The organism is Paraoerskovia sediminicola (genome assembly GCF_030296575.1).
Lineage (GTDB): Bacteria > Actinomycetota > Actinomycetes > Actinomycetales > Cellulomonadaceae > Paraoerskovia > Paraoerskovia sediminicola.
The window spans coordinates 1,734,444-1,753,393 of record NZ_AP027729.1 but is presented as its reverse complement, the minus strand read 5'-3'; the positions used below and the strand labels follow the sequence as shown (position 1 = coordinate 1,753,393).

15 protein-coding genes, 3 tRNA genes, 1 rRNA gene and 1 pseudogene are annotated in these 18,950 nt (G+C 70.7%); 4 read left to right on the top strand and 16 right to left on the bottom strand.

Features of this window, described 5'->3' with window-relative positions; genetic code table 11:
• Window positions 1-504: 504 nt before the first annotated feature.
• The 3 genes from QUE47_RS08170 to QUE47_RS08160 all read right to left on the bottom strand — a co-directional run bounded on the left by QUE47_RS08170 (window position 505) and on the right by QUE47_RS08160 (window position 6,185).
• Window positions 505-2,024, bottom strand: a 16S ribosomal RNA gene (locus tag QUE47_RS08170).
• Window positions 2,025-3,027: 1,003 nt separating this feature from the next.
• Window positions 3,028-4,530 carry a sodium/proline symporter PutP gene (gene putP / locus QUE47_RS08165; RefSeq protein WP_286216875.1) on the bottom strand — a complete coding sequence of 501 codons (1,503 nt, stop codon included), beginning with the start codon at window positions 4,528-4,530 and terminating at the stop codon, window positions 3,028-3,030.
• A 359-nt stretch (window positions 4,531-4,889) separates the two neighbouring features.
• A complete protein-coding gene (locus QUE47_RS08160) occupies window positions 4,890-6,185 on the bottom strand; it encodes an alpha/beta fold hydrolase (protein WP_286216874.1) in 1,296 nt (431 codons plus the stop codon).
• Window positions 6,186-6,328: 143 nt separating this feature from the next.
• Here QUE47_RS08160 and QUE47_RS08155 point away from each other — a divergent pair, with 143 nt between their 5' ends.
• Together QUE47_RS08155 and QUE47_RS08150 are read left to right on the top strand one after the other, a co-directional pair.
• Window positions 6,329-7,012, top strand: a complete 684-nt coding sequence (locus QUE47_RS08155; RefSeq protein ID WP_286216873.1) for a HoxN/HupN/NixA family nickel/cobalt transporter — start codon at window positions 6,329-6,331, stop codon at window positions 7,010-7,012.
• The gene (locus tag QUE47_RS08150) at window positions 6,964-7,398 is read left to right on the top strand and encodes a HoxN/HupN/NixA family nickel/cobalt transporter (RefSeq protein WP_286216872.1); all 435 of its coding nucleotides are present in this window, start codon (window positions 6,964-6,966) and stop codon (window positions 7,396-7,398) included. Before QUE47_RS08155 ends, QUE47_RS08150 begins: the two co-directional genes overlap by 49 nt.
• Here QUE47_RS08150 and QUE47_RS08145 read toward each other — a convergent pair.
• The 6 genes and pseudogenes from QUE47_RS08145 to QUE47_RS08120 all read right to left on the bottom strand — a co-directional run bounded on the left by QUE47_RS08145 (window position 7,355) and on the right by QUE47_RS08120 (window position 11,906).
• The gene (locus tag QUE47_RS08145) at window positions 7,355-8,038 is read right to left on the bottom strand and encodes an urease accessory protein UreD (protein WP_286216871.1); all 684 of its coding nucleotides are present in this window, start codon (window positions 8,036-8,038) and stop codon (window positions 7,355-7,357) included. The two genes, QUE47_RS08150 and QUE47_RS08145, sit on opposite strands and share 44 nt — an antisense overlap.
• The gene (ureG, locus tag QUE47_RS08140) at window positions 8,038-8,826 is read right to left on the bottom strand and encodes an urease accessory protein UreG (protein ID WP_286216870.1); all 789 of its coding nucleotides are present in this window, start codon (window positions 8,824-8,826) and stop codon (window positions 8,038-8,040) included. The genes QUE47_RS08145 and ureG overlap by 1 nt, the downstream gene beginning before the upstream one ends.
• Entirely contained in the window at window positions 8,819-9,550 is a 732-nt protein-coding gene (locus QUE47_RS08135; protein WP_286216869.1) for an urease accessory protein UreF, read from the bottom strand. Before QUE47_RS08135 ends, ureG begins: the two co-directional genes overlap by 8 nt.
• Window positions 9,551-9,567: 17 nt before the next feature.
• A pseudogene (locus QUE47_RS08130) lies at window positions 9,568-11,270 on the bottom strand (urease subunit alpha).
• Window positions 11,263-11,607 carry an urease subunit beta gene (gene ureB, locus QUE47_RS08125; RefSeq protein ID WP_286216868.1) on the bottom strand — a complete coding sequence of 115 codons (345 nt, stop codon included), beginning with the start codon at window positions 11,605-11,607 and terminating at the stop codon, window positions 11,263-11,265. The pseudogene QUE47_RS08130 and the gene ureB overlap by 8 nt, the downstream one beginning before the upstream one ends.
• A complete protein-coding gene (locus QUE47_RS08120; protein WP_286216867.1) occupies window positions 11,604-11,906 on the bottom strand; it encodes an urease subunit gamma in 303 nt (100 codons plus the stop codon). The genes ureB and QUE47_RS08120 overlap by 4 nt, the downstream gene beginning before the upstream one ends.
• A 367-nt stretch (window positions 11,907-12,273) precedes the next feature.
• Between QUE47_RS08120 and QUE47_RS08115 the strand changes: the two genes are divergently transcribed.
• Both QUE47_RS08115 and QUE47_RS08110 read left to right on the top strand, forming a co-directional pair.
• Window positions 12,274-12,570 (top strand): HigA family addiction module antitoxin, encoded by a 297-nt coding sequence (locus tag QUE47_RS08115; protein ID WP_286216866.1) that lies wholly within the window; start codon window positions 12,274-12,276, stop codon window positions 12,568-12,570.
• A 65-nt stretch (window positions 12,571-12,635) separates the two neighbouring features.
• Entirely contained in the window at window positions 12,636-12,908 is a 273-nt protein-coding gene (locus QUE47_RS08110; RefSeq protein WP_286216865.1) for a DUF1905 domain-containing protein, read from the top strand.
• A gap of 109 nt (window positions 12,909-13,017) precedes the next feature.
• On the opposite strand, the gene QUE47_RS08105 is transcribed toward QUE47_RS08110, so the two are convergent.
• The 7 genes from QUE47_RS08105 to QUE47_RS08075 form a co-directional block, all read right to left on the bottom strand.
• Window positions 13,018-13,090, bottom strand: a tRNA-Arg gene (locus QUE47_RS08105).
• A gap of 242 nt (window positions 13,091-13,332) precedes the next feature.
• Window positions 13,333-13,424: transfer RNA gene (locus QUE47_RS08100), tRNA-Ser, on the bottom strand.
• Between the two features lie 183 nt (window positions 13,425-13,607).
• Window positions 13,608-13,692 (bottom strand) — tRNA-Ser (locus tag QUE47_RS08095).
• A gap of 93 nt (window positions 13,693-13,785) precedes the next feature.
• A complete protein-coding gene (locus QUE47_RS08090; protein WP_286216864.1) occupies window positions 13,786-14,493 on the bottom strand; it encodes a GTP-binding protein in 708 nt (235 codons plus the stop codon).
• Window positions 14,474-14,878, bottom strand: coding sequence for a DUF742 domain-containing protein (locus QUE47_RS08085; RefSeq protein WP_286216863.1), 405 nt, complete (start codon window positions 14,876-14,878; stop codon window positions 14,474-14,476). Before QUE47_RS08085 ends, QUE47_RS08090 begins: the two co-directional genes overlap by 20 nt.
• A 10-nt stretch (window positions 14,879-14,888) precedes the next feature.
• Window positions 14,889-15,338 carry a roadblock/LC7 domain-containing protein gene (locus tag QUE47_RS08080; RefSeq protein WP_286216862.1) on the bottom strand — a complete coding sequence of 150 codons (450 nt, stop codon included), beginning with the start codon at window positions 15,336-15,338 and terminating at the stop codon, window positions 14,889-14,891.
• Between the two features lie 37 nt (window positions 15,339-15,375).
• Window positions 15,376-18,714 (bottom strand): ATP-binding protein, encoded by a 3,339-nt coding sequence (locus QUE47_RS08075; protein ID WP_286216861.1) that lies wholly within the window; start codon window positions 18,712-18,714, stop codon window positions 15,376-15,378.
• Between the last annotated feature and the right edge of the window lie 236 nt (window positions 18,715-18,950).

The window sequence follows — 18,950 nt, the reverse complement described above, 5'->3', positions numbered from 1 at the left end:
TACCAAAGACTTCACATCTTTGATGAGATGCTCGCGTCCACTGTGCAGTTCTCAAGCAACGGACGATCCCACCCTACTGAGCCGGCTGCTGCCGGCCGTTCACGGTGACCCGTACCAGTCCCAACCACGCGCCCAGGACTCCCACCCCAGCTCCCCGGCCATCCCGGCACCCGCCACCCCGAAGAGCGACACGACCGACCAACCAGAAACCCGAGTGCAAGCCCCGCAGCGCCGATGGCCTGGGGACCCAACAGTGTGCTCACGCCAACCCCCGCCTCACCGGTGCGTTCCCCCCGAGACCACCACACCCAAGACCACCACTCACACGCCCGAAGGCATCCGAAGGCTGTCCTGGACGGGTATCTCGGTGTACTACCACCGACGACACGAGACCAGCTAGTCAATGTTCCACCCATGAGCAACCACCCCCACACGCGAACGGTGTGAGCCATGGCCTCTGAACCCACCAGCCACTACGACCGGCGAGCAGACGAAGCTCCTTAGAAAGGAGGTGATCCAGCCGCACCTTCCGGTACGGCTACCTTGTTACGACTTAGTCCCAATCGCCAGTCCCACCTTCGACGGCTCCCCCACAAGGGTTGGGCCACCGGCTTCGGGTGTTACCGACTTTCGTGACTTGACGGGCGGTGTGTACAAGGCCCGGGAACGTATTCACCGCAGCGTTGCTGATCTGCGATTACTAGCGACTCCGACTTCATGGGGTCGAGTTGCAGACCCCAATCCGAACTGAGACCGGCTTTTGGGATTCGCTCCGCCTTACGGCATCGCAGCCCTTTGTACCGGCCATTGTAGCATGCGTGAAGCCCAAGACATAAGGGGCATGATGATTTGACGTCATCCCCACCTTCCTCCGAGTTGACCCCGGCAGTCTCCTATGAGTCCCCACCATCACGTGCTGGCAACATAGGACGAGGGTTGCGCTCGTTGCGGGACTTAACCCAACATCTCACGACACGAGCTGACGACAACCATGCACCACCTGTATACGAGTGTCCAAAGAGGCTGCTGTCTCCAGCAGATTCTCGTATATGTCAAGCCTTGGTAAGGTTCTTCGCGTTGCATCGAATTAATCCGCATGCTCCGCCGCTTGTGCGGGCCCCCGTCAATTCCTTTGAGTTTTAGCCTTGCGGCCGTACTCCCCAGGCGGGGCACTTAATGCGTTTGCTGCGGCACGGAACTCGTGGAATGAGCCCCACACCTAGTGCCCAACGTTTACGGCATGGACTACCAGGGTATCTAATCCTGTTCGCTCCCCATGCTTTCGCTCCTCAGCGTCAGTTGCGGCCCAGTGACCTGCCTTCGCCATCGGTGTTCCTCCTGATATCTGCGCATTCCACCGCTACACCAGGAATTCCAGTCACCCCTACCGCACTCTAGTCTGCCCGTACCCGATGCACGCTCAAGGTTGAGCCTTGAGTTTTCACACCAGACGCGACAAACCGCCTACGAGCTCTTTACGCCCAATAATTCCGGACAACGCTTGCGCCCTACGTATTACCGCGGCTGCTGGCACGTAGTTAGCCGGCGCTTCTTCTGCAGGTACCGTCACTTTCGCTTCTTCCCTACTGAAAGGGGTTTACAACCCGAAGGCCTTCATCCCCCACGCGGCGTCGCTGCATCAGGCTTGCGCCCATTGTGCAATATTCCCCACTGCTGCCTCCCGTAGGAGTCTGGGCCGTGTCTCAGTCCCAGTGTGGCCGGTCGCCCTCTCAGGCCGGCTACCCGTCGTCGCCTTGGTAGGCCATTACCCCACCAACAAGCTGATAGGCCGCGAGACCATCCTTGACCGATAAATCTTTCCACCACACACCATGCGATGCGCAGTCATATCCGGTATTAGACCCCGTTTCCAAGGCTTATCCCGAAGTCAAGGGCAGGTTCCTCACGTGTTACTCACCCGTTCGCCACTGATCCACCCAGCAAGCTGGGCTTCACCGTTCGACTTGCATGTGTTAAGCACGCCGCCAGCGTTCGTCCTGAGCCAGGATCAAACTCTCCGTAAATGATCAACATCAACCACCCACACCCCAAAGAGGCACAAGCAGTCAACAATCATACGAAACAACCACCAGACCCACCCGGAAAAGAGCGAGACCGACAGCCATAGTTAAACCTTGGCAAAAGAGACAAAAACTAACGTTTCTGTATCTGTTTGACCATTAAAAACCCCGACCACCCGGCAGGCGCCCCACAACGAGACACACACCAGACAAGCCAGAGCAAATGGCATTGACTATCAAGCACACTGTTGAGTTCTCAAACAACCGACGCGCACCGTCCCAACCAGCCACAACCAGTGACCAACCAGACCCGGGGCAACCTCTCCAACCTACCAGACCCACACCCTGCAGTCCAGCCCCACGATCCCGCCCCGACAAGCAGCACGCACAGCGCACACACCCACCAGAACCACACCAAGGGTTCCAACCCGAAGCAGACGGCCACCGGCACCACGCTCACGAAGAGCGGCACTCCCCCGAGCCAAACCCAGGATCCGTGTCCGTCACACCCTGTCGGGCTGACTCCGAGAACATTACACGCCCTCCCGACCGACTCCAAACCCTTCCGCGGTGACCACCACCACACCCGCCCCCAGCGCGCGCGCTGCAGACCCCACGCACGCGCACAAAGGCCCGGAACACGCCGCAAACCACCTGCCCAAGGCGACAGAACACGCGCCCACACCCGGCGCCCACGTCGTCTGTGAACAAGCGCCCACGCAGGTGCACCACCAGCCACCTGGGGCTGTCGGACATCGTCTGAGGCCGGCGTCAGGACACAGCACCCGCGAACGGGACGACCTGAGCCCCGACCCCGCGGGCACTCGCGCACGCTGGGTGCACCACCGCTGCCTCGGAGGCCGCCGGAAGGCCCGCCTGACGCGACGAGCCCGGTACGGCGTATGCCGTACCGGGCTCGTACTGGGCGAAGCTGGTGTCTTGTGGGCCCTAGAGGCCTACTCGCTCAGCTCGGTTCGTCCGTCGCGCTGCGCGCGGGTCGTGATGCTCAGGCGCCGGTGGTCACCGGCTGCTTGCCCGAGGCCTTCACCGCTGCGTCGAACTCCTCGGTGATCTCCGCGTTGTCGGGCTTGAGCGCCAGGCTGACGACGACCGCGACGATCATGCAGGTCGCGAAGCCGGGGACGATCTCGTACAGCGTGTCGCCGAGGCTCGACTGCCCCCATGCGAAGGCGACCACGGCGCCCGCGACCATCCCGGACAGCGCGCCCCAGCGGGAGAGCCCACGCCAGTAGAGGCTGAGGATGATGATCGGGCCGAACGCCGCACCGAACCCGGCCCAGGCGAAGCCGACCAGGTCGAGGATCGAGCCGCCCGGGTCGAGCGCGATGAGGATGGCGACGACCGCGACGGTCAGCACGCCTGCACGGCCGAGCCAGACCTGCTTCTTCGGCTCGAGCGGCCGACCCACGATGTTGTAGAGGTCCTCGACGAGTGCCGACGAGCAGACGATGAGCTGCGACGAGATCGTCGACATGATCGCAGCGAGCACCGCCGCGAGGATCAGGCCGGCGATCAGCGGGTGGAACAGGATCTGCGACAGCTCGAGGAAGACGGTCTCGGGGTCGTCCAGCGTCGCGTTCGACGCGTTGAAGTAGGCGACACCGATCAGGCCGGTGAACACCGCGCCGACCGCCGAGAGCACCATCCAGGAGATACCGATGCGACGGCCGACCTTGGCGTCCTGCGGGGTCCGCATCGCCATGAAGCGCACGATGATGTGGGGCTGGCCGAAGTAGCCGAGTCCCCACGCTGCAGCGGACAGGATGCTGACGAAGCTCGCACCTGCCACGAACGACAGGTGGGTGGTCCCGACGCTGCCGTCCTCGGCGAGGATCGCGTCCTTGGCCGCGGTCCAGCCGCCGATGTCGCTGAGCGCGACGAGCGGCACGGCGATGAGGGCGAGGAGCATCAGGGTGCCCTGGGCGACGTCGGTCCACGTGGCACCGAGGAACCCGCCGAAGAGGGTGTACGCGAGCGTCGCACCGGCGACGATGAACATGCCGGTCAGGTAGTTCTGGTCGAACGAGCTCTCGAAGAACTTGCCGCCCGCGACCATGCCGGAGGAGACGTAGAAGGTGAAGAAGACCAGCACGATGACGCCGGCCGCGATGCGGATGGTGTGCGACGTGTCCTTCAGGCGGTTCTCGAAGAAGCTCGGGATCGTGATCGAGTTGTGCGACACCTCGGTGTACGCGCGGAGCCTCGGAGCCACGAACTTCCAGTTGAGCCAGGCACCGATCGTCAGCCCGACCGCGATCCAGGCCTCGACGAGTCCCGCGGCGTAGATCGCACCGGGGAGACCCAGGAGCAGCCACGCCGACATGTCGGAGGCCCCTGCGCTGAGGGCCGCCGCCGCCGGGTGGAGCTTGCGTCCACCCAGCATGTAGTCGTCGAGGTCGCTCGTCCTCCGATACGCCATGTAGCCGATGAACAGCATGCCTGCCATGTATATGACGATCGCGATCGTCTGATATGCCTGATCACTCATCCGGTTACTCCACTCCAATACGTCGAGGTGCGCGCGCCGAGGCGCGGCCAAAGCCGCAGACACTGGCAGAGCGGGACCCCCGGACGTCAAGCGGCGTGGCCCCGCTCGGACCGCGCGGAGGTCGCCCGGGAGCTTCCTACGACTCGCGGGAGATCGGCCCGATCAGCCGATCCGGCTGCTCCTAGCCGCAGCAGAGCGCGCCTGCGCCGGTCGCCGGCGGTCTTACGCATGCCGGACAGAACGGACGTTCACAAGTCGTCCGCAAGTCGTCCGCGAATCGTCCACCTGTCAGGACAGATCGTCTCGTCGAAGCGACCCCTGACGGGCCCCAGCCCCGACGCAGGCAACAGACCGGGCCGTCAGACTCCCGGTGGTGCCCACCGGCCGGCGGCGATGTCGAGGAGCTTCGGGACGATCCGGGCGCCGTCGGCCCGGAGCCCGTCGTGGAGGTACTCGTTGGTCGCCCAGACGGTCGCGGCGCCGACGCTCGCGGCGGTGTCCGTGGCGAGCACGAGGTCGACGTACGGGTCGTCGACGTACTGGATCGATGCGAGCGGCACCTCGTTGGCGCCGAGCCGGTCGAGGTCGTAGAGCTCTGGCCACGACGTCTGGGCGGCGAGCGCCTCGGCGACCTCCCGGAACGGGCGCAGAGCGCGCAGCTGCTCGAACATCCACGGGTAGGTCGCCTCTCCCGTGAGCATGAGCGGTCGCTCGCCGACGCCGAATGCCGACCACCGCGCGTGCTCCTCGGCAGCCGCCCAGCCGCCCGCGCGCTCACCCTGGTGGTAGATGCACTCCTGCAGCAGCATGTAGAGCGGGTTGCCCGCGAACCCCGTCCTGCTCCCCACCGCCGCCAGGAATCCGTCGGACGGGGCGCCGTCCGACGCCCACGCGGTGTCCAGGAGCCAGTGGAGGCCGGGAGCGCCGTCGGACATGCCGAACGGCTGGCCCAGGACCTGGAGCCGCTCGACCGTGAGCCGGTCGCCGTCGGGCAGCGTGACGGTGCCGGACGACGCGGCGTCGGCGAGGCGTCCGAGCGTCGCCACGTCCTCGGGGAAGTCGCGCGCGAAGGACGCGTTGCGCGCCACCTGGCGCGGGTAGGTCCGGGCGTAGACGTCCTCGGCGGACGCGTGGACCGGCGGCAGGCCGCCGGTCGTGAGGCAGGAGGTGAGGCCCTCGGGGTGGAGCGACAGGTAGGTGAGGGTGATGAACCCGCCGTAGGACTGGCCGAGCGTCGTCCACGGGCGCCCGCCGTAGACGGTGTTCCTCAGGTGCTCGGCGTCACGGACGATCGCGTCGGCACGGAAGCAGGAGACGTAGTCGGCAGCGAGGGCGACGTCGTCCCCGAAGGATCGGACGACGGCCTCGTCCACGGGCGAGGAGCGTCCCGTCCCGCGCTGGTCCAGCAGGACGACGCGGTGGGTCTCGAGCGCGGTCGTCCACCATCCGCCGGCCCCGGGTCGAGGTCCCATGCCGCCCGGACCGCCCTGGAGGAACAGCAGCAGCGGCAGGTCCTCACCGTCTCGGGCCGGGTCGACCAGCTCGCGGGCGAAGACCTCGATCTCCCCGAAGCGCGCCGGGTCGGACCAGTCGACGGGCACGCGGACGGAGCGGTCGCGGACACGGAAGCCGGACGTCGTGTAGGTGGCGGTCACAGACCAAACGTACGGCGCCGAGACCGGTCGCGTCCCGGGCTGTTCCCGAGACCACCTCGGCAGCCGGTTCAGGACCGATGTCACGTCGCCCTCCACGAAACATGACCCGCCCGCACGAAACATGGACGTGCCACGCTTGACCCATGCCCTCAGCGCCAGCTGCCGCCCCTGCGCCCGCCGACCCGTCACCCGCACCGCTCGCCGAGCGGCGCCGTGCCCTGCGCAGGGCTCTCGTCGTCGTCGCGGTGCTGCACGTCGTCGGCTGGGGCGGTGCGCTCGTGTTCTGGGCGATCGGCGACGCCGGCACGGCCGGGGCCGGGCTCGGCCTGGGGCTCGCGCTCACCGCGTACACGCTCGGCGCCCGGCACGCGTTCGACGCCGACCACATCGCCGTCATCGACGGGTCCGCGCGCAGCCTGGCCGCGAGAGGCCGCCCCGCGGCCCCGGTCGGGACCTGGTTCTCGCTGGGTCACTCGTCGGTCGTCGTCGGCATGTGCGCCGTCGTGGTCGCGAGCCCGCACCTGGGCCGCATCGCGTTGGGCGAGGACTCGGCGGTGCTGCAGATGCTGCCGACCATCGGCCGGGTCGCCGCCGTCGCGGCCCTCGCACTGGTGGCCGGGCTCGGCATCGCCGCGCTGGTGCGCATGCGCAGGGCCGCGAAGGAGCATGACGGAGGGGTCGGCGGCGACGCGCCCCCGGTGGCCCGCTCTCATGGATGCTGCGCGGGCGCCTCGCCCGCGTGCGAGGACCCCGCCAGCTCTTCGGGGTCGGCCTGCTCATGGGCCTCGGCTTCGACACCGCGACCGAGGTCGGGCTCCTCGTCCTGACCGGGACGGCCGCAGCCACGCTGCCGTGGCCCGCGCTGGCCGTGCTCCCCGTCCTCTTCGCCGCCGGGATGACCCTGTTCGACACCCTCGACGGCGCCCTCGTCGAGCACACGTTCCACCTCGGTGACACGCACGCCGCGACACGACGACGCTCAGCGCTCGCCGTCACCCTGCTCTCGACCGCCGTGGCCCTCGCCGTCGGGCTCGTGCTGCTGGCCGACCTGGTGAAGGACCTCGGTCACGTCGACGTGCCGGTCCTGTCGACCGTCGCCGACGCCGACACGACCTGGTGGGGCGTCGCCGCCGTCCTCGCGGTCCTCGGGGTGCTGGTGGTCGGCCACGTCACGCGGATGCTGCCGCGCAGAGCGGAGCCCACCGCCGGCTGAGCGGGCTCTCGTGGTGGTCGCGGCCCAGATAGCGCTCGACGGTGCCCGGGCCCTCGAGCTGCAAGGCCAACGGGTCCCCGTCGTCGCGGAACCCCCAGCACGACAGCGTGTCGACGACGCGCGCGGCCCCCAGCACGGCGGGTGACGCGCGCAGCCCTGCGTCCCGGAGGTCCAGGTCCTCGACGTGCAGAGGCGCGCCGTCGAGCCGTACCCGGGTCCGCGAGCGCAGCGCACCACCGCCCTGACCGCTGCGGCCCAGCACCAGCACCTCGCGCACGACCGCGCGGGACCCGGCAGACATCTCGACGTCGAGCGACCGGACGACGTCCGCCCCGTCGCTGACCACGAACGGCTCGGCCGCCCACGTCAGGACGGCGTCGGCCCCGACGCGCACCCTGCTGCGCCACGCCGCCGACCGGCCGCGACCGTGATGGGCCACGGTCCCGGCGATCTCCACCAGGTCGAGGCGGCACCCCGCCTCGACCTCGACGTCCAGCTCGACCTCGTCACCGCCCAGGAGCAGCATGCGACCGGCGAGGACCCCGACGCGCGCCCGGCCCGCAGAGCGGCCGAGCACCCGCAGCGCGAGGTCGCCGTCCCGCAGGTCGAGCGAGTCCGCCGTCAGACGGACGCTGGTCATCAGTGCGCGTGGTCGTGGTCGTCCGCACCGTCGGCGTGGGAGTGCTCGACGACGTTCCCGTCCTCGTCGGCGTGGAAGTGCGGCGCCATCGGGCCGGGGTCGACCGGCTCGTGGCCGCCCGCACGGAACCCGGCGAGCACACCGTCGAGCCACGCGACCAGGGCCTCGATCGAGCTCCGGTCGTGGCGCGAGAGCGCGACGACGTCCCGGCCGTCGCGCGCCGTGTTCGCGTCCGCGACCATCTGCTCCACGTCGACCCCGACGTACGGGGCCAGGTCGGTCTTGTTGAGGACGAGCAGGTCCGCGCGACCGATGCCCGGGCCGCCCTTGCGCGCCACGTCACCGCCGCCGGCCACGTCGAGCACGAAGATCTGGGCGTCCACGAGCGCCGGGGAGAAGGTCGCGGTGAGGTTGTCGCCGCCCGACTCGACGAGCACGAGGTCGAGCGGGGCGAAGTCGGCCTCGAGGTCCTCGACCGCCAGCAGGTTCGCGGTGACGTCGTCGCGGATCGCCGTGTGCGGGCAGGCGCCCGTCTCCACGGCGCGGATGCGCTCGGGGTCGAGCACCCCGGCGGAGCGCAGGAACCGGGCGTCCTCGTCCGTGTAGATGTCGTTCGTGATGACGCCGATGCGCAGGCGCTCGTCGAGCTCGCGGCACAGCAGCGCGATGAGCGAGCTCTTCCCGGTGCCGACCGGACCGGCGACGCCGAGGCGCAGGGATCGGGTCGGCTCAGGGTCGGCGGTGCTGGCAGCGGTACCGGGGGTCGGGCGGGCGGTCGTCTCAGGCATGGAAGAGCTTCCTCGGGGTTCGGTGGTGCAGCAGGGACAGGTGCTCGACGGCGGGCGCCGAGGTGGACGGTATGTCGTCGGGTCCGGTCAGGTGCGCGACGCGGCCGACGAGGCGCTCAACGTCCGCGTGGGCGGCGAGGGTCCACGCCGTCGTGCGGACCGGGTCCAGCGGGTCGAGCTTGAGGACCGCGGCACAGACGGTGGCGACGTCGTCGTGGCCGCAGAGGCGCACGAGGCGAGCGGCGTCGAGCCCGGCGAGGGCCGCGACCACGCCGAGGGCGACCGGTCTGGGCGGCGTGCGACCGAGGGCGTCGAGCCGTGCGTCGCCCGGCCACAGGGTGCGTGCGAGACGCAGGAACCCGCGTCCGAGCTGGCGCGACACGTCCCGCAGCGCCCTGCTCGGGGTGCGCGCGGCCCAGGCGGCCGTGACGTCGTCGAGGGACGGGCCAGGCCGATCAGGTGCCGTGAGCGTCACGTGCCGCGCGACCACCGCCGTCCCCGCCTCGACGGCCACGACCGTGGCCAGCCTTCCGCGCACGAAGGCGGGGACGTCGTCCGCCACCAGGCCCGCGTGGGCCATGGCCGGCTCGAGGCCACCCGACTGGGTGTGCCCGCCGACGGGCAGGCGCGAGTCCGCGAGCAGGGCCAGCACCAGGTCGGGCGAGGCCGGGACCGGCGGTGCAGCGGCAGGCCGGGGCGGGACGCCGGTGGGTGACGGTGACATCGGTGAGGTCGGCACCCCTAGAACATCTGGTAGAGCTGCGCCATCGGCAGCCGGTCGGCAGGGGCCGGCTCGACGAGGTCGCCGTCGACGCGGATCGCGAAGGTCTCGGCGTCCACCTCGATGCGCGGCAGGACGTCGTTGTGGACCATCTGCGCCTTGCCCACCCCGCGGGTGTCACGCACCGCGACGAGCCGACGGCGCAGGCCGAGCCTGCCGGCCAGACCGTCGTCGAGCGCGGCCTGACCCACGAAGCTGACCGAGACGTCGGCGCCGACCGGGTGGTAGAGGGTCGGGCGCAGGAGCACGGGCTGTGGCGTGGGGATCGAGGCGTTCGGGTCGCCGAGCGCCCCGAGGACGAGAGCCCCGCCCTTCATCACGACGGACGGGCGGACGCCGAAGAACGCCGGGTCCCACAGCACCAGGTCAGCCATCTTGCCGACCTCGACCGATCCGACGACGTGGTCGATGCCGTGCGCGACGGCCGGGTTGATCGTGTACTTCGCGACGTAGCGGACGGCCCGCTCGTTGTCGGCGGGCCGGCTCGCACCGAGCGGACCGCGGCGCTGCTTCATGACGTGCGCGACCTGCCAGGTGCGGGTGATGACCTCGCCGATCCGTCCCATCGCCTGGGCGTCGGACGACGTGATCGACAGTGCGCCCATGTCATGCAGCACGTCCTCGGCCGCGATGGTCGTCGCCCGGATGCGGGACTCGGCGAACGCCAGGTCCTCCGGGACCCGCGGGTTGAGGTGGTGGCACACGATGAGCATGTCGAGGTGCTCGGGGACGGTGTTGACCGTGTGGGGCAGGGTCGGGTTCGTCGAGCCCGGGATCACGTTGGGCAGCCCGGCGATCGTGATGATGTCGGGCGCGTGCCCGCCCCCGGCGCCCTCGGTGTGGAACGCGTGGATCGAGCGGCCGCCGATCGCGGCGATCGTGGACTCGACGAACCCCGCCTCGTTGAGCGAGTCGGAGTGCAGGGCGACCTGCAGCCCGTGCTCATCGGCAGCCCTCAGCGCCGCGTCGATCGCGGCCGGCGTCGAGCCCCAGTCCTCGTGGACCTTGTAGCCGCCGGCGCCTGCGAGCGCCTGCTCCTTCAGCGCCTCCGCGCTGACCGTGTTGCCCTTGGCGAGCAGCAGCACGTTGACGGGCAGGGCGTCGAGGGAACGGTGAGCCTGCTCGAGGTGCCAGGCGCCGGGCGTCACCGTCGTGGCCTTGGTGCCCTCGCTCGGCCCCGTGCCGCCGCCCGCGATCGTCGTGAGACCCGCAGCGAGAGCCTCGTGGATCTGCGACGGCGAGATGATGTGGACGTGGGAGTCGATGCCTCCCGCGGTGAGGATGCGGCCTTCCCCGAGACCACGTCGGTCGACGGACCGATGCGCAGGGCCGGGTCAACGCCGTCCGCGACATCGGGGTTGCCCGCGCGGCCGATGCCGCAGATCAGGCCGTCCCGGACGCCGACGTCGGCGCGGTAGACGCCCGTGTGGTCCAGGACGATCGCGTTCGTGATCACCGTGTCGGGCGCGCCCTCGGCGCGGGTCGTCGACCCTTGCGCCATCGACTCCCGGATCGACTTTCCGCCACCGAAGACGGCCTCCTCGCCGCCGACGGTGAGGTCGTGCTCGACCTCGATCCACAGGTCGGTGTCGGCCAGGCGCACCTGGTCGCCGACCGAGGGCCCGTACAGCGCGGCGTAGCGTGCGCGGTCGATCTCAACCATCGATGGTCCCGTCCCCGTCCTTGATCTGGATGCCGGGCACGCGTCGTCGGCCGCGGAGTGCGACCGCGGCCACCTCGCGGGACACGCCCGGCTCGAACCGCACCGACGTCCCCGACGGGACGTCGAGGCGGAACCCGCGGGCCGCCGCGCGGTCGAAGGCCAGCGCGGCGTTGGCCTCGGGCAGGTGCAGGTGGGAGCCGATCTGCACGGGGCGGTCGCCCGTGTTCTCCACGACGAGCGTGAGCCGTTCGCCCGGGCCGCGGTCGGCGTTGAGCTCGACCGTGCCCGGGCGCACGCGCACCTCGCCCGGGACCACGGGAGCGACGTCGTCGCTCATGAGATCGGCTCGTGGAGCGTCACGAGCTTGCGGCCGTCGGGGAACGTCGCCTCGACCTGGACGTCGTGCAGCATCTCGGGGACGCCCTCCATCACCTGGTCGCGGGTGAGCACCCGACGACCCTCGTCCATCAGCCCCGGCACGGTCGCGCCCTCGCGAGCGCGCTCGACGACCCACGTGCTGAGGAGGGCGACCGCCTCGGGATGGTTGAGCAGCACGCCGCGGTCGAGGCGGTCGCGCGCGACCATCCCGGCGACCGACAGCAGCAGCTTCTCGGTGTCGGCTGGCGACAGGTTCACCCTGGGCACGCTCCCTCGTCCGTCACAGCTCCACGCGTCCAGCCGACTCTAGCGTCGGCCACGGACGTCACGCCTGCGCCGGCAGCACGTGGACGGGCGCCCACCCGCGGCGCCGCCCTTGTGTCGGCGTCCCCGGAAGTCCCGAGGTCGCAGGAGGGACGCTATGCGTCGCGGAGGGCCGAAGGCCGCGCCGCAACACGACGTTTTCCTGGGCGGACGAGAATTATCACGCGCGAAACACGCGGGCCACGCCACCAACTCGGAATCAACTCTGTGAGGGACGACACTTGTCTGACAGGCGGACGAGTATTACCGTTAGGACCCTTGTCAAAGAACGCCGTCAACCCGAGATCGCGGAGGCCCCTGCATGACCGTCGAGAGGCGCACCCCCATCCACCCCGGCGAGGCGCTGGTCGTCGAGTTCATGCGCCCGCTCGGTGTGAGCCCTGGAGAGCTGGCCGAGGCGACCGGGATCCCGACCCGGCACATCAACGCGATCACCCAGGGCCGCGAGCCCGTCACCGCCGACGACGCGTGGCGCATCGGGTGCGCGCTCGGCACCGGCGCGAAGCCGTGGATGGACCTCCAGACCGAGTTCGAGATGGGCACCGCGCACGCGGCGCACGCCTCCACCTACGCAGGGATCCGGCCGCTGCCGGTCTGACGCGCAGCGCCTCGCGATGCGGCCCGCCCCGCCGCATCGCGAGGCGGGCCGCATACGCTGGGCGCATGACTGCAGAGCGGCTGGACTTCCGGGCGACGATCGGCGTCGAGATCAAGGGCGACACGTGGAGCTGCGTCGAGATCCCCGACTCCAGAGAGTTCTTCGGCACCGGGAAGACCGTCAGAGTCGATGCGAGCATCGATGACGTCGCGCTAGAGAACGTCGGGGCGATGGTGACGGGGACGGGAGGACACATGGTGTCCCTCAGCGCGAAGGTCCGCAAAGCCCTGGGCAAGGACATCGGGGACACCGTCGACGTGACGGTCACGAAGCGATAACCCGTCCGCCGCGGCGGCTGTCGCGTCCACGCAACCCGTCGCGGTCGGGCACTGCTCCCGCAACGACGAACGGCCCCACTCTGACGAGTGGAGCCGCTGGTCGATCGCGTGCGCCCGAAGGGATTCGAACCCCCAACCTTCTGATCCGTAGTCAGATGCTCTATCCGTTGAGCTACGGGCGCAGTCCGGTTCGCCACTGGCGAGCCGTCGAGAAGCCTACCGCGACAGCGGGCCGTTCCCAAACCGATCCGGCCCTCGCACCACGTGATCCGTGACACGACGTACGGCGTGGGTCGGAAGGTGGACCGACAGCGGGCTGAGTGACCCTGAGCTGCCCTGCGAGCCGCAGGCCCACGACGTCCGGAGCCGGCGCGCCGACTGCGGACATCAGAAAAGGTCCCGACTTCTGCAGCCGAGACCTTCCTGGCGGAGACGGAGGGATTTGAACCCTCGAACGGATTGCTCCGTTACCACCTTAGCAGGGTGGCGCACTAGACCGGACTATGCGACGTCTCCTTCACCCGGGTTCCCGAGCGTCGCCAGGCTACCCGCCCGAGGGCGCCCGAGGCAAAAGCGAGCGGGCCGCGCCAGGGTGCTGGACGACGTCCGACACCCGGCCGAACTCCAGCCCGACAAACCAGCCGGGCACACGGCCTGGCTCCCGCCCGACGACCAGCCGGGCAGGTCCCGCCAAACATGCGGAGGGCGAGGGATTCGAACCCCCGGTCGCTTGCGCGACAACGGTTTTCAAGACCGTCACATTAGGCCGCTCTGTCAGCCCTCCCGGTGCGCCGGAGCGCGACGACCATCCTACCGATCGCCGCAGCCCCGGCGGACGAAGCTCGAGAACCCCGACCGACGGGCCGCGTCGACGGCGTCAGGCCGGAGCGCCGGCCCGGAGCCGGCGCATCGCGAGCTGCACCAGCGAGACCAGGGTCTGCTTGGTCGCGGCGCGCGAACGCGCATCCGTGTAGAGCATCGGGACGTGCGCGGGGATCTGCAGCGCCTCCCGGACATCCTCGAGGCGGTGCTTGGCGACCCCGTCGAAGCAGTTGACGCCCACCACGAACGGGATGTCGCGAGACTCGAAGTAGTCGATCGCCGGGAAGCACTGCTCGAGCCGCTCCGTGTCGACCAGCACGACCGCGCCGATCGCGCCGCGCACCAGGTCGTCCCACATGAAGAGGAACCGGTCCTGGCCGGGGGTGCCGAACAGGTACAGCCACAGCGACCCGGGGAGCTCGATGCGCCCGAAGTCCATCGCGACCGTCGTCGACGTCTTGCGGTCGGTCTGACCACCCGCGTCGTCGACGCCGACCGAGTGCTCCGTCATCGCGGCCTCGGTGTTCAGCGGCTCGATGTCGGAGATCGAACCGATGAACGTCGTCTTGCCGACGGCGAACCCGCCCGCGACGACGATCTTCACGACGGTCGGGGCCTTGCGCGGCGGTGCTGCGGCGACCGGCGGCTGCTCGGCCGTGCGCGTCACGCGGGACCCGCCGAGCACGCTCTCGCGCGCGGGGGCCTGACCGCCTCCGGCCGGCGCGCCGACCTGGCGCGCGGAGTCAGAGGGTGGAAATGCCATCAAGAACACTCTCCAGGACGCTCAGGGACATACCCGAGCTCTTGCCACCGTGACCGGTGTGCACGTTGACAGGGGTCGATGTGTGGACGGTGACGAAACCGTCGTCGGACAGGTCGGCCACGAGGACCCGGACCACGCCGAGGGGGAGCCGGAGCAGAGCGGAGAGCTCCGCGACGGAGACATAGCTGTGCGCGGCGTGCTGCAGGATCGCCCGCTTCTCAGGAGGCAGACCCTGGCTGCTGACCGCGCCCGGCATGACCTCGACGAGCGCCTCGAGCGGCAGGTCGGAGGTCGCCGACCGCACCCGACCGCCCGTGACCGCGTACGGGCGCACCGTGGACGCCTCGTAGTGGTCCGAGCCGTGGTGTCCGTGTCGCTGAGTCATCGCCGGGTCCTCATCCCACGCTCGTCCGGGTCGCGCCGTCCACAGGAAGCTGGCCGCGCATCTGCGAGATCAGCTGAGGTGTCAGGGTCGCCTCGGTGCGCGAGACCAGGAGCGCCATCTCGTAGCCCACGAGGCCGATGTCGCAGCCGGGCTCCGCGACGACCGCGAGCACCGAGCCGTTCGAGACGTTCATCAGGAACAGGTAGCCCTGGTCCATCTCGACGATGGCCTGCCGGACGTCGCCGCCGTTGATCTGGCGCGCCGCCCCTCGGGTCAGGCTGGACAGCCCCGACACGATGGCGGCGAGCTGGTCGCCGCTCGTGCGGTCGAGGCGGTCGGACATCGCCATGAGGAGCCCGTCGGCCGAGACCACGAGCGTGTGCCGGCTCCCCGGCACCGTCCGCACGAAGTTGTCGAGCAGCCATCCGAAGCTGCCGGCCTCGTTGCTGGGTGCGTTCACTCTTCCTCCTCGTCGAGATCCTGCGCGCGCCACGGACTCATCGAGTCCACGCTGCGGGATCGTGCACATCATTCACGGTCGGGGGCTGCCATGTCGACCCCAGGTCGTCCTGCTCGAGCCGGCGCTCCCGGCCCTCGTCCTCGTCGCGGCCCGTGGGCCCACCGGCGCGCGAACCCCGCTGGGTCGCGTCCCGGCCGCGCGCCGTCCCCGCCTGGTACGCGGAGAACCGGGCACGCAGCGCTTCCGCGTCCCGCACGGAGGCATCCTCGGGTGCGGGCGAGCTCGCACCCGAGTCCTGCCCGTCGCCGCCGCGGCGAGTCAGCGAAGCGCCGGACGCCTCCACGGTCGGCTGGTACGCGCCGTCCGCGGGACCCGCGAACTCCTCGCTCTCGAAGTCGTTCCCCGAGGCGAGGAGCGACGTCATCTCCTCGTACAGGACCGCCGACGCGAGCCACTGGGAGCGCGTCTCGATGGAGTCCCGGATGTAGCCCTCGTCGATGGGCTGCTCGAGGTCGGGCTCGAGGAGCCGAGCACTCTCCTCGGTCGCCTCACGGCGCGCGGCGGCGGCTCCACGCCGCGTGAGCGGCGTCGCACCCTGGATCGGCTCCGGCGGGGTCCAGGAGTCCTCGGGCGAGGACTCAGGCGCCCACCCGGGACCGTCGTCGGCCGCGAGCGAGACGCCGTCGAACGGGTCGGCGACGTGGATCGGCTGCTCGGCCGTCTCCGGACCGTGCAGCGTGAGCGGGAACTCCTCGACGTCCGCCTGCGGGGCGGCTCCGGCGTCGGCCTGGCCGACGCCGGCGTGCGCCGACGCGATCTCCGGCGCACCCGACCCGTGGGTGTCGTCGCCGGACCGCTCCTGAGCGGTCCCGGACGCCGGTGCCCCGAACGCGGAGGCCGGGGACTGACCGGGCGCCGGAGCGTGCGTCGCGATGTCCGGCACCGCTCCCGTGGCGGGCCGGCTGCGGCGGCCGAACAGCCCGCGGCGCTTGGTCGAGGACTCCCGGAGCGACCGTCGGGTCGGCAGGTCGCGCATCAGGTCCTCGAACGCGGGGAGCGACTCGAAGGCGTCCACAGGTGCGCCTGCAGCCTCGGCGGCCCCGGGAGACCCGGGTGGCACGGTCCCCGGAGACGCGGGCGGCGCGGCCGGCGCGAACGGTGCAGAGGGCGCGGACGCCGCAGGGGCAGAGCCCGCAGGTGCGTCGCCATCCGGTGCCTCGACGCCGTCCGCGGCCTCGGCGGCCGACGGGTCCGCGGGGTGAGCCGGCGCCGGGTCCGCGACCGGCGCCGTGCCGGACGGTGCGACCAGCGGGATGCCGTCGGTCAACGGACGTGCCGCCTCGTCGAAGCGGGAGATCAGCTCGTCCGAGTGCTCGACGTCGGCGCCCCGGAGCTCCGTGCCGAGGGCGCCGGCCCCCGCGGCGAGCTCGTCGAAGTACGACGCGTGCCGGCCGCCCTCCCCCGACGGTGCTGGTGAAGGTGCCGGTGCGGGCGCCGGCTCCTCCTCCGCGGCCGCGGGGAACTGTCCTGTGAGGTCGACCGGGATGGACATGGTGCTGTCGAGCTCCTCGCAGGAGCGGAAGCTCGAGAACATCGTGCTGCGCACGAGCGCGTCGGTGTCATCGGTGTGGGGGGCGTCCGGGCTCGGGCCGGAGCCCACGTCCGGGACCTCCGGGATCACGACGTCGGCGAGAGGCGGACGAGCCGGGGCCGGAGCGGCGTCGGGAGCCGACCCGCCTCGGGCGCCGCGGACGGGGAGCCCCGTCGCGGTCTTCGACGGCGACCCGTCAGGAGCGGCGGCCCCGACCGGTGCCCCGGTCGGCTCGGGCGCGTCGACGGGCGCCTCGGGCTCCGCGGGGGCCTGCGGCTCGGCGGCGCGGCGACCGCGGGTCGGCAGCCCGCCCGGGGCGCCCGACGGCGCCGCGGGCGAAGGCGGCGCCCAGAGGTCCGCGCCGTCGAGGTCGTCCGAGACCTCGGCCTGCTCGAGCGGGGGCAGCACGATGTCGCGGTCGTCCGCCGACGAGTCGGCGGAGCGCGCCCGGCGCCGGGGCATCCCGGTGCTCGTGGTGCCGTCGGTGAGGGCGTCCAGGTCCACCTCGCGCACGACCGGCGCCTCGCCGGTCGTGGACCCGGGGTCGGCAGACTCGACCGCCGGCACCGGAGCCGAGCTCCCGGCGTCGCGCCGCACGGGCAGACCTGCGGCGAGCGCAGCGGCCGACGCGGGCGTGATCGAGCTCCCGGGGGCAGACGGCCTAGAGCGCTCTGCGGAGGGCGCCGGGCTGCCCAGCTGACCGGCTGCCGCCTGCGTGTGCGCCGACAGGGGGTCGGTGGGGCTCGGCAGCGGCCGGTCCCGGTCCGCGACGAAGAGCGCTGCGGGGAACGTCACGGAGGCGACCGTGCCGCCCTCGGCGGCGGAGTCGAACGACACGTCGGCCTGGAGCTTGCCCGCCAGGCGACCGACCACGTAGAGGCCGAGCCGCTGGGCGCCGACGACGTCGGTCGCGCCCGTGGTGCGGACGCGGCGCGTGGCCTCCGCGAGCTCCGCGGGGCTCATGCCCAGACCGTGGTCACGCACCGTGATCGTCACGGCGTGCTCGTCCTGAGCGACCGAGACCTCGACGGGGGTGTGCGGCTCGGAGAAGTTCGTCGCGTTCTCGATGAGCTCCGCGAGGAGGTGCGCGGCGTTGAGCGCGTTGTGCCCGAGCATGTGGGGGTCGACGGCGAGGTGCAGCCGCACCCGGTCGTACAGCTCGATCTCGGAGGACGCCGTGCGGATGACGTCGGAGGCGGGCATCGGCTGACGGATGCGGCGTCCGGAGTCGATCCCGGCGAGCACGAGGAGGGACTCCGCGTTGCGGCGCATCCGGGTCGCGAGGTGGTCGAGTCGGAAGAGGTTGGAGAGGGTCCCCGCATCCTCCTCCGCGCGCTCGAGGTCGTCGAGGAACGCGAGCTGGCGGTTGAGCAGCACCTGGTCGCGGCGGGCGACGTTGACGAACATCTCGGCGATCGAGCCGCGCAGCGCGGCCTGCTCGCGTGCGACCTGGACCGTCGTCGAGTTCACGTCGTTGAACGCCTCGGCGAGCTGACCGACCTCGTCGCTCGACTCGACCGCGATCGGGTCGATCGACAGGCGCGGTCCCTGGCCCGGGACGGAGACCTGCTCGACGAGCACGGGGAGCTGGGTCTGCAGCTCCTTCGCGGCCGTCGTGAGGTGCCGCAGCGGCCGCACGATGCGGCTCGCGATGAATCCGGCGATGAGCAGCGAGAGGAGGAACGAGAGGATCGCGATGCCGATCGTGACCCACGCCGTCGTCGCCGCGGCGGTCGCGGTGGAGTCCGCGAGGTCGAGCGTGTCGGTGCGGACGCCGTCGCGCACCGGGCGAAGGTCGGCGACGAACCCGGTGGCGAGGTCGTTCCACGCGGCCGCCTGACCGGCGGAGATGTCGGCAGGGGACGTCCTGGCGAGCGCCGCCCGGGCCGAGTAGTAGTCCGCGTTGACGTAGGGGATCTGCCACAGCGTGTCGGGAAGCCCGGCGAGGGCGTCGACGGCGTCCGCCTGGACCTGGTCGGTGTCGGTGACGATCTGCGCGACGCGCGTGGTGTCGGCCGGCG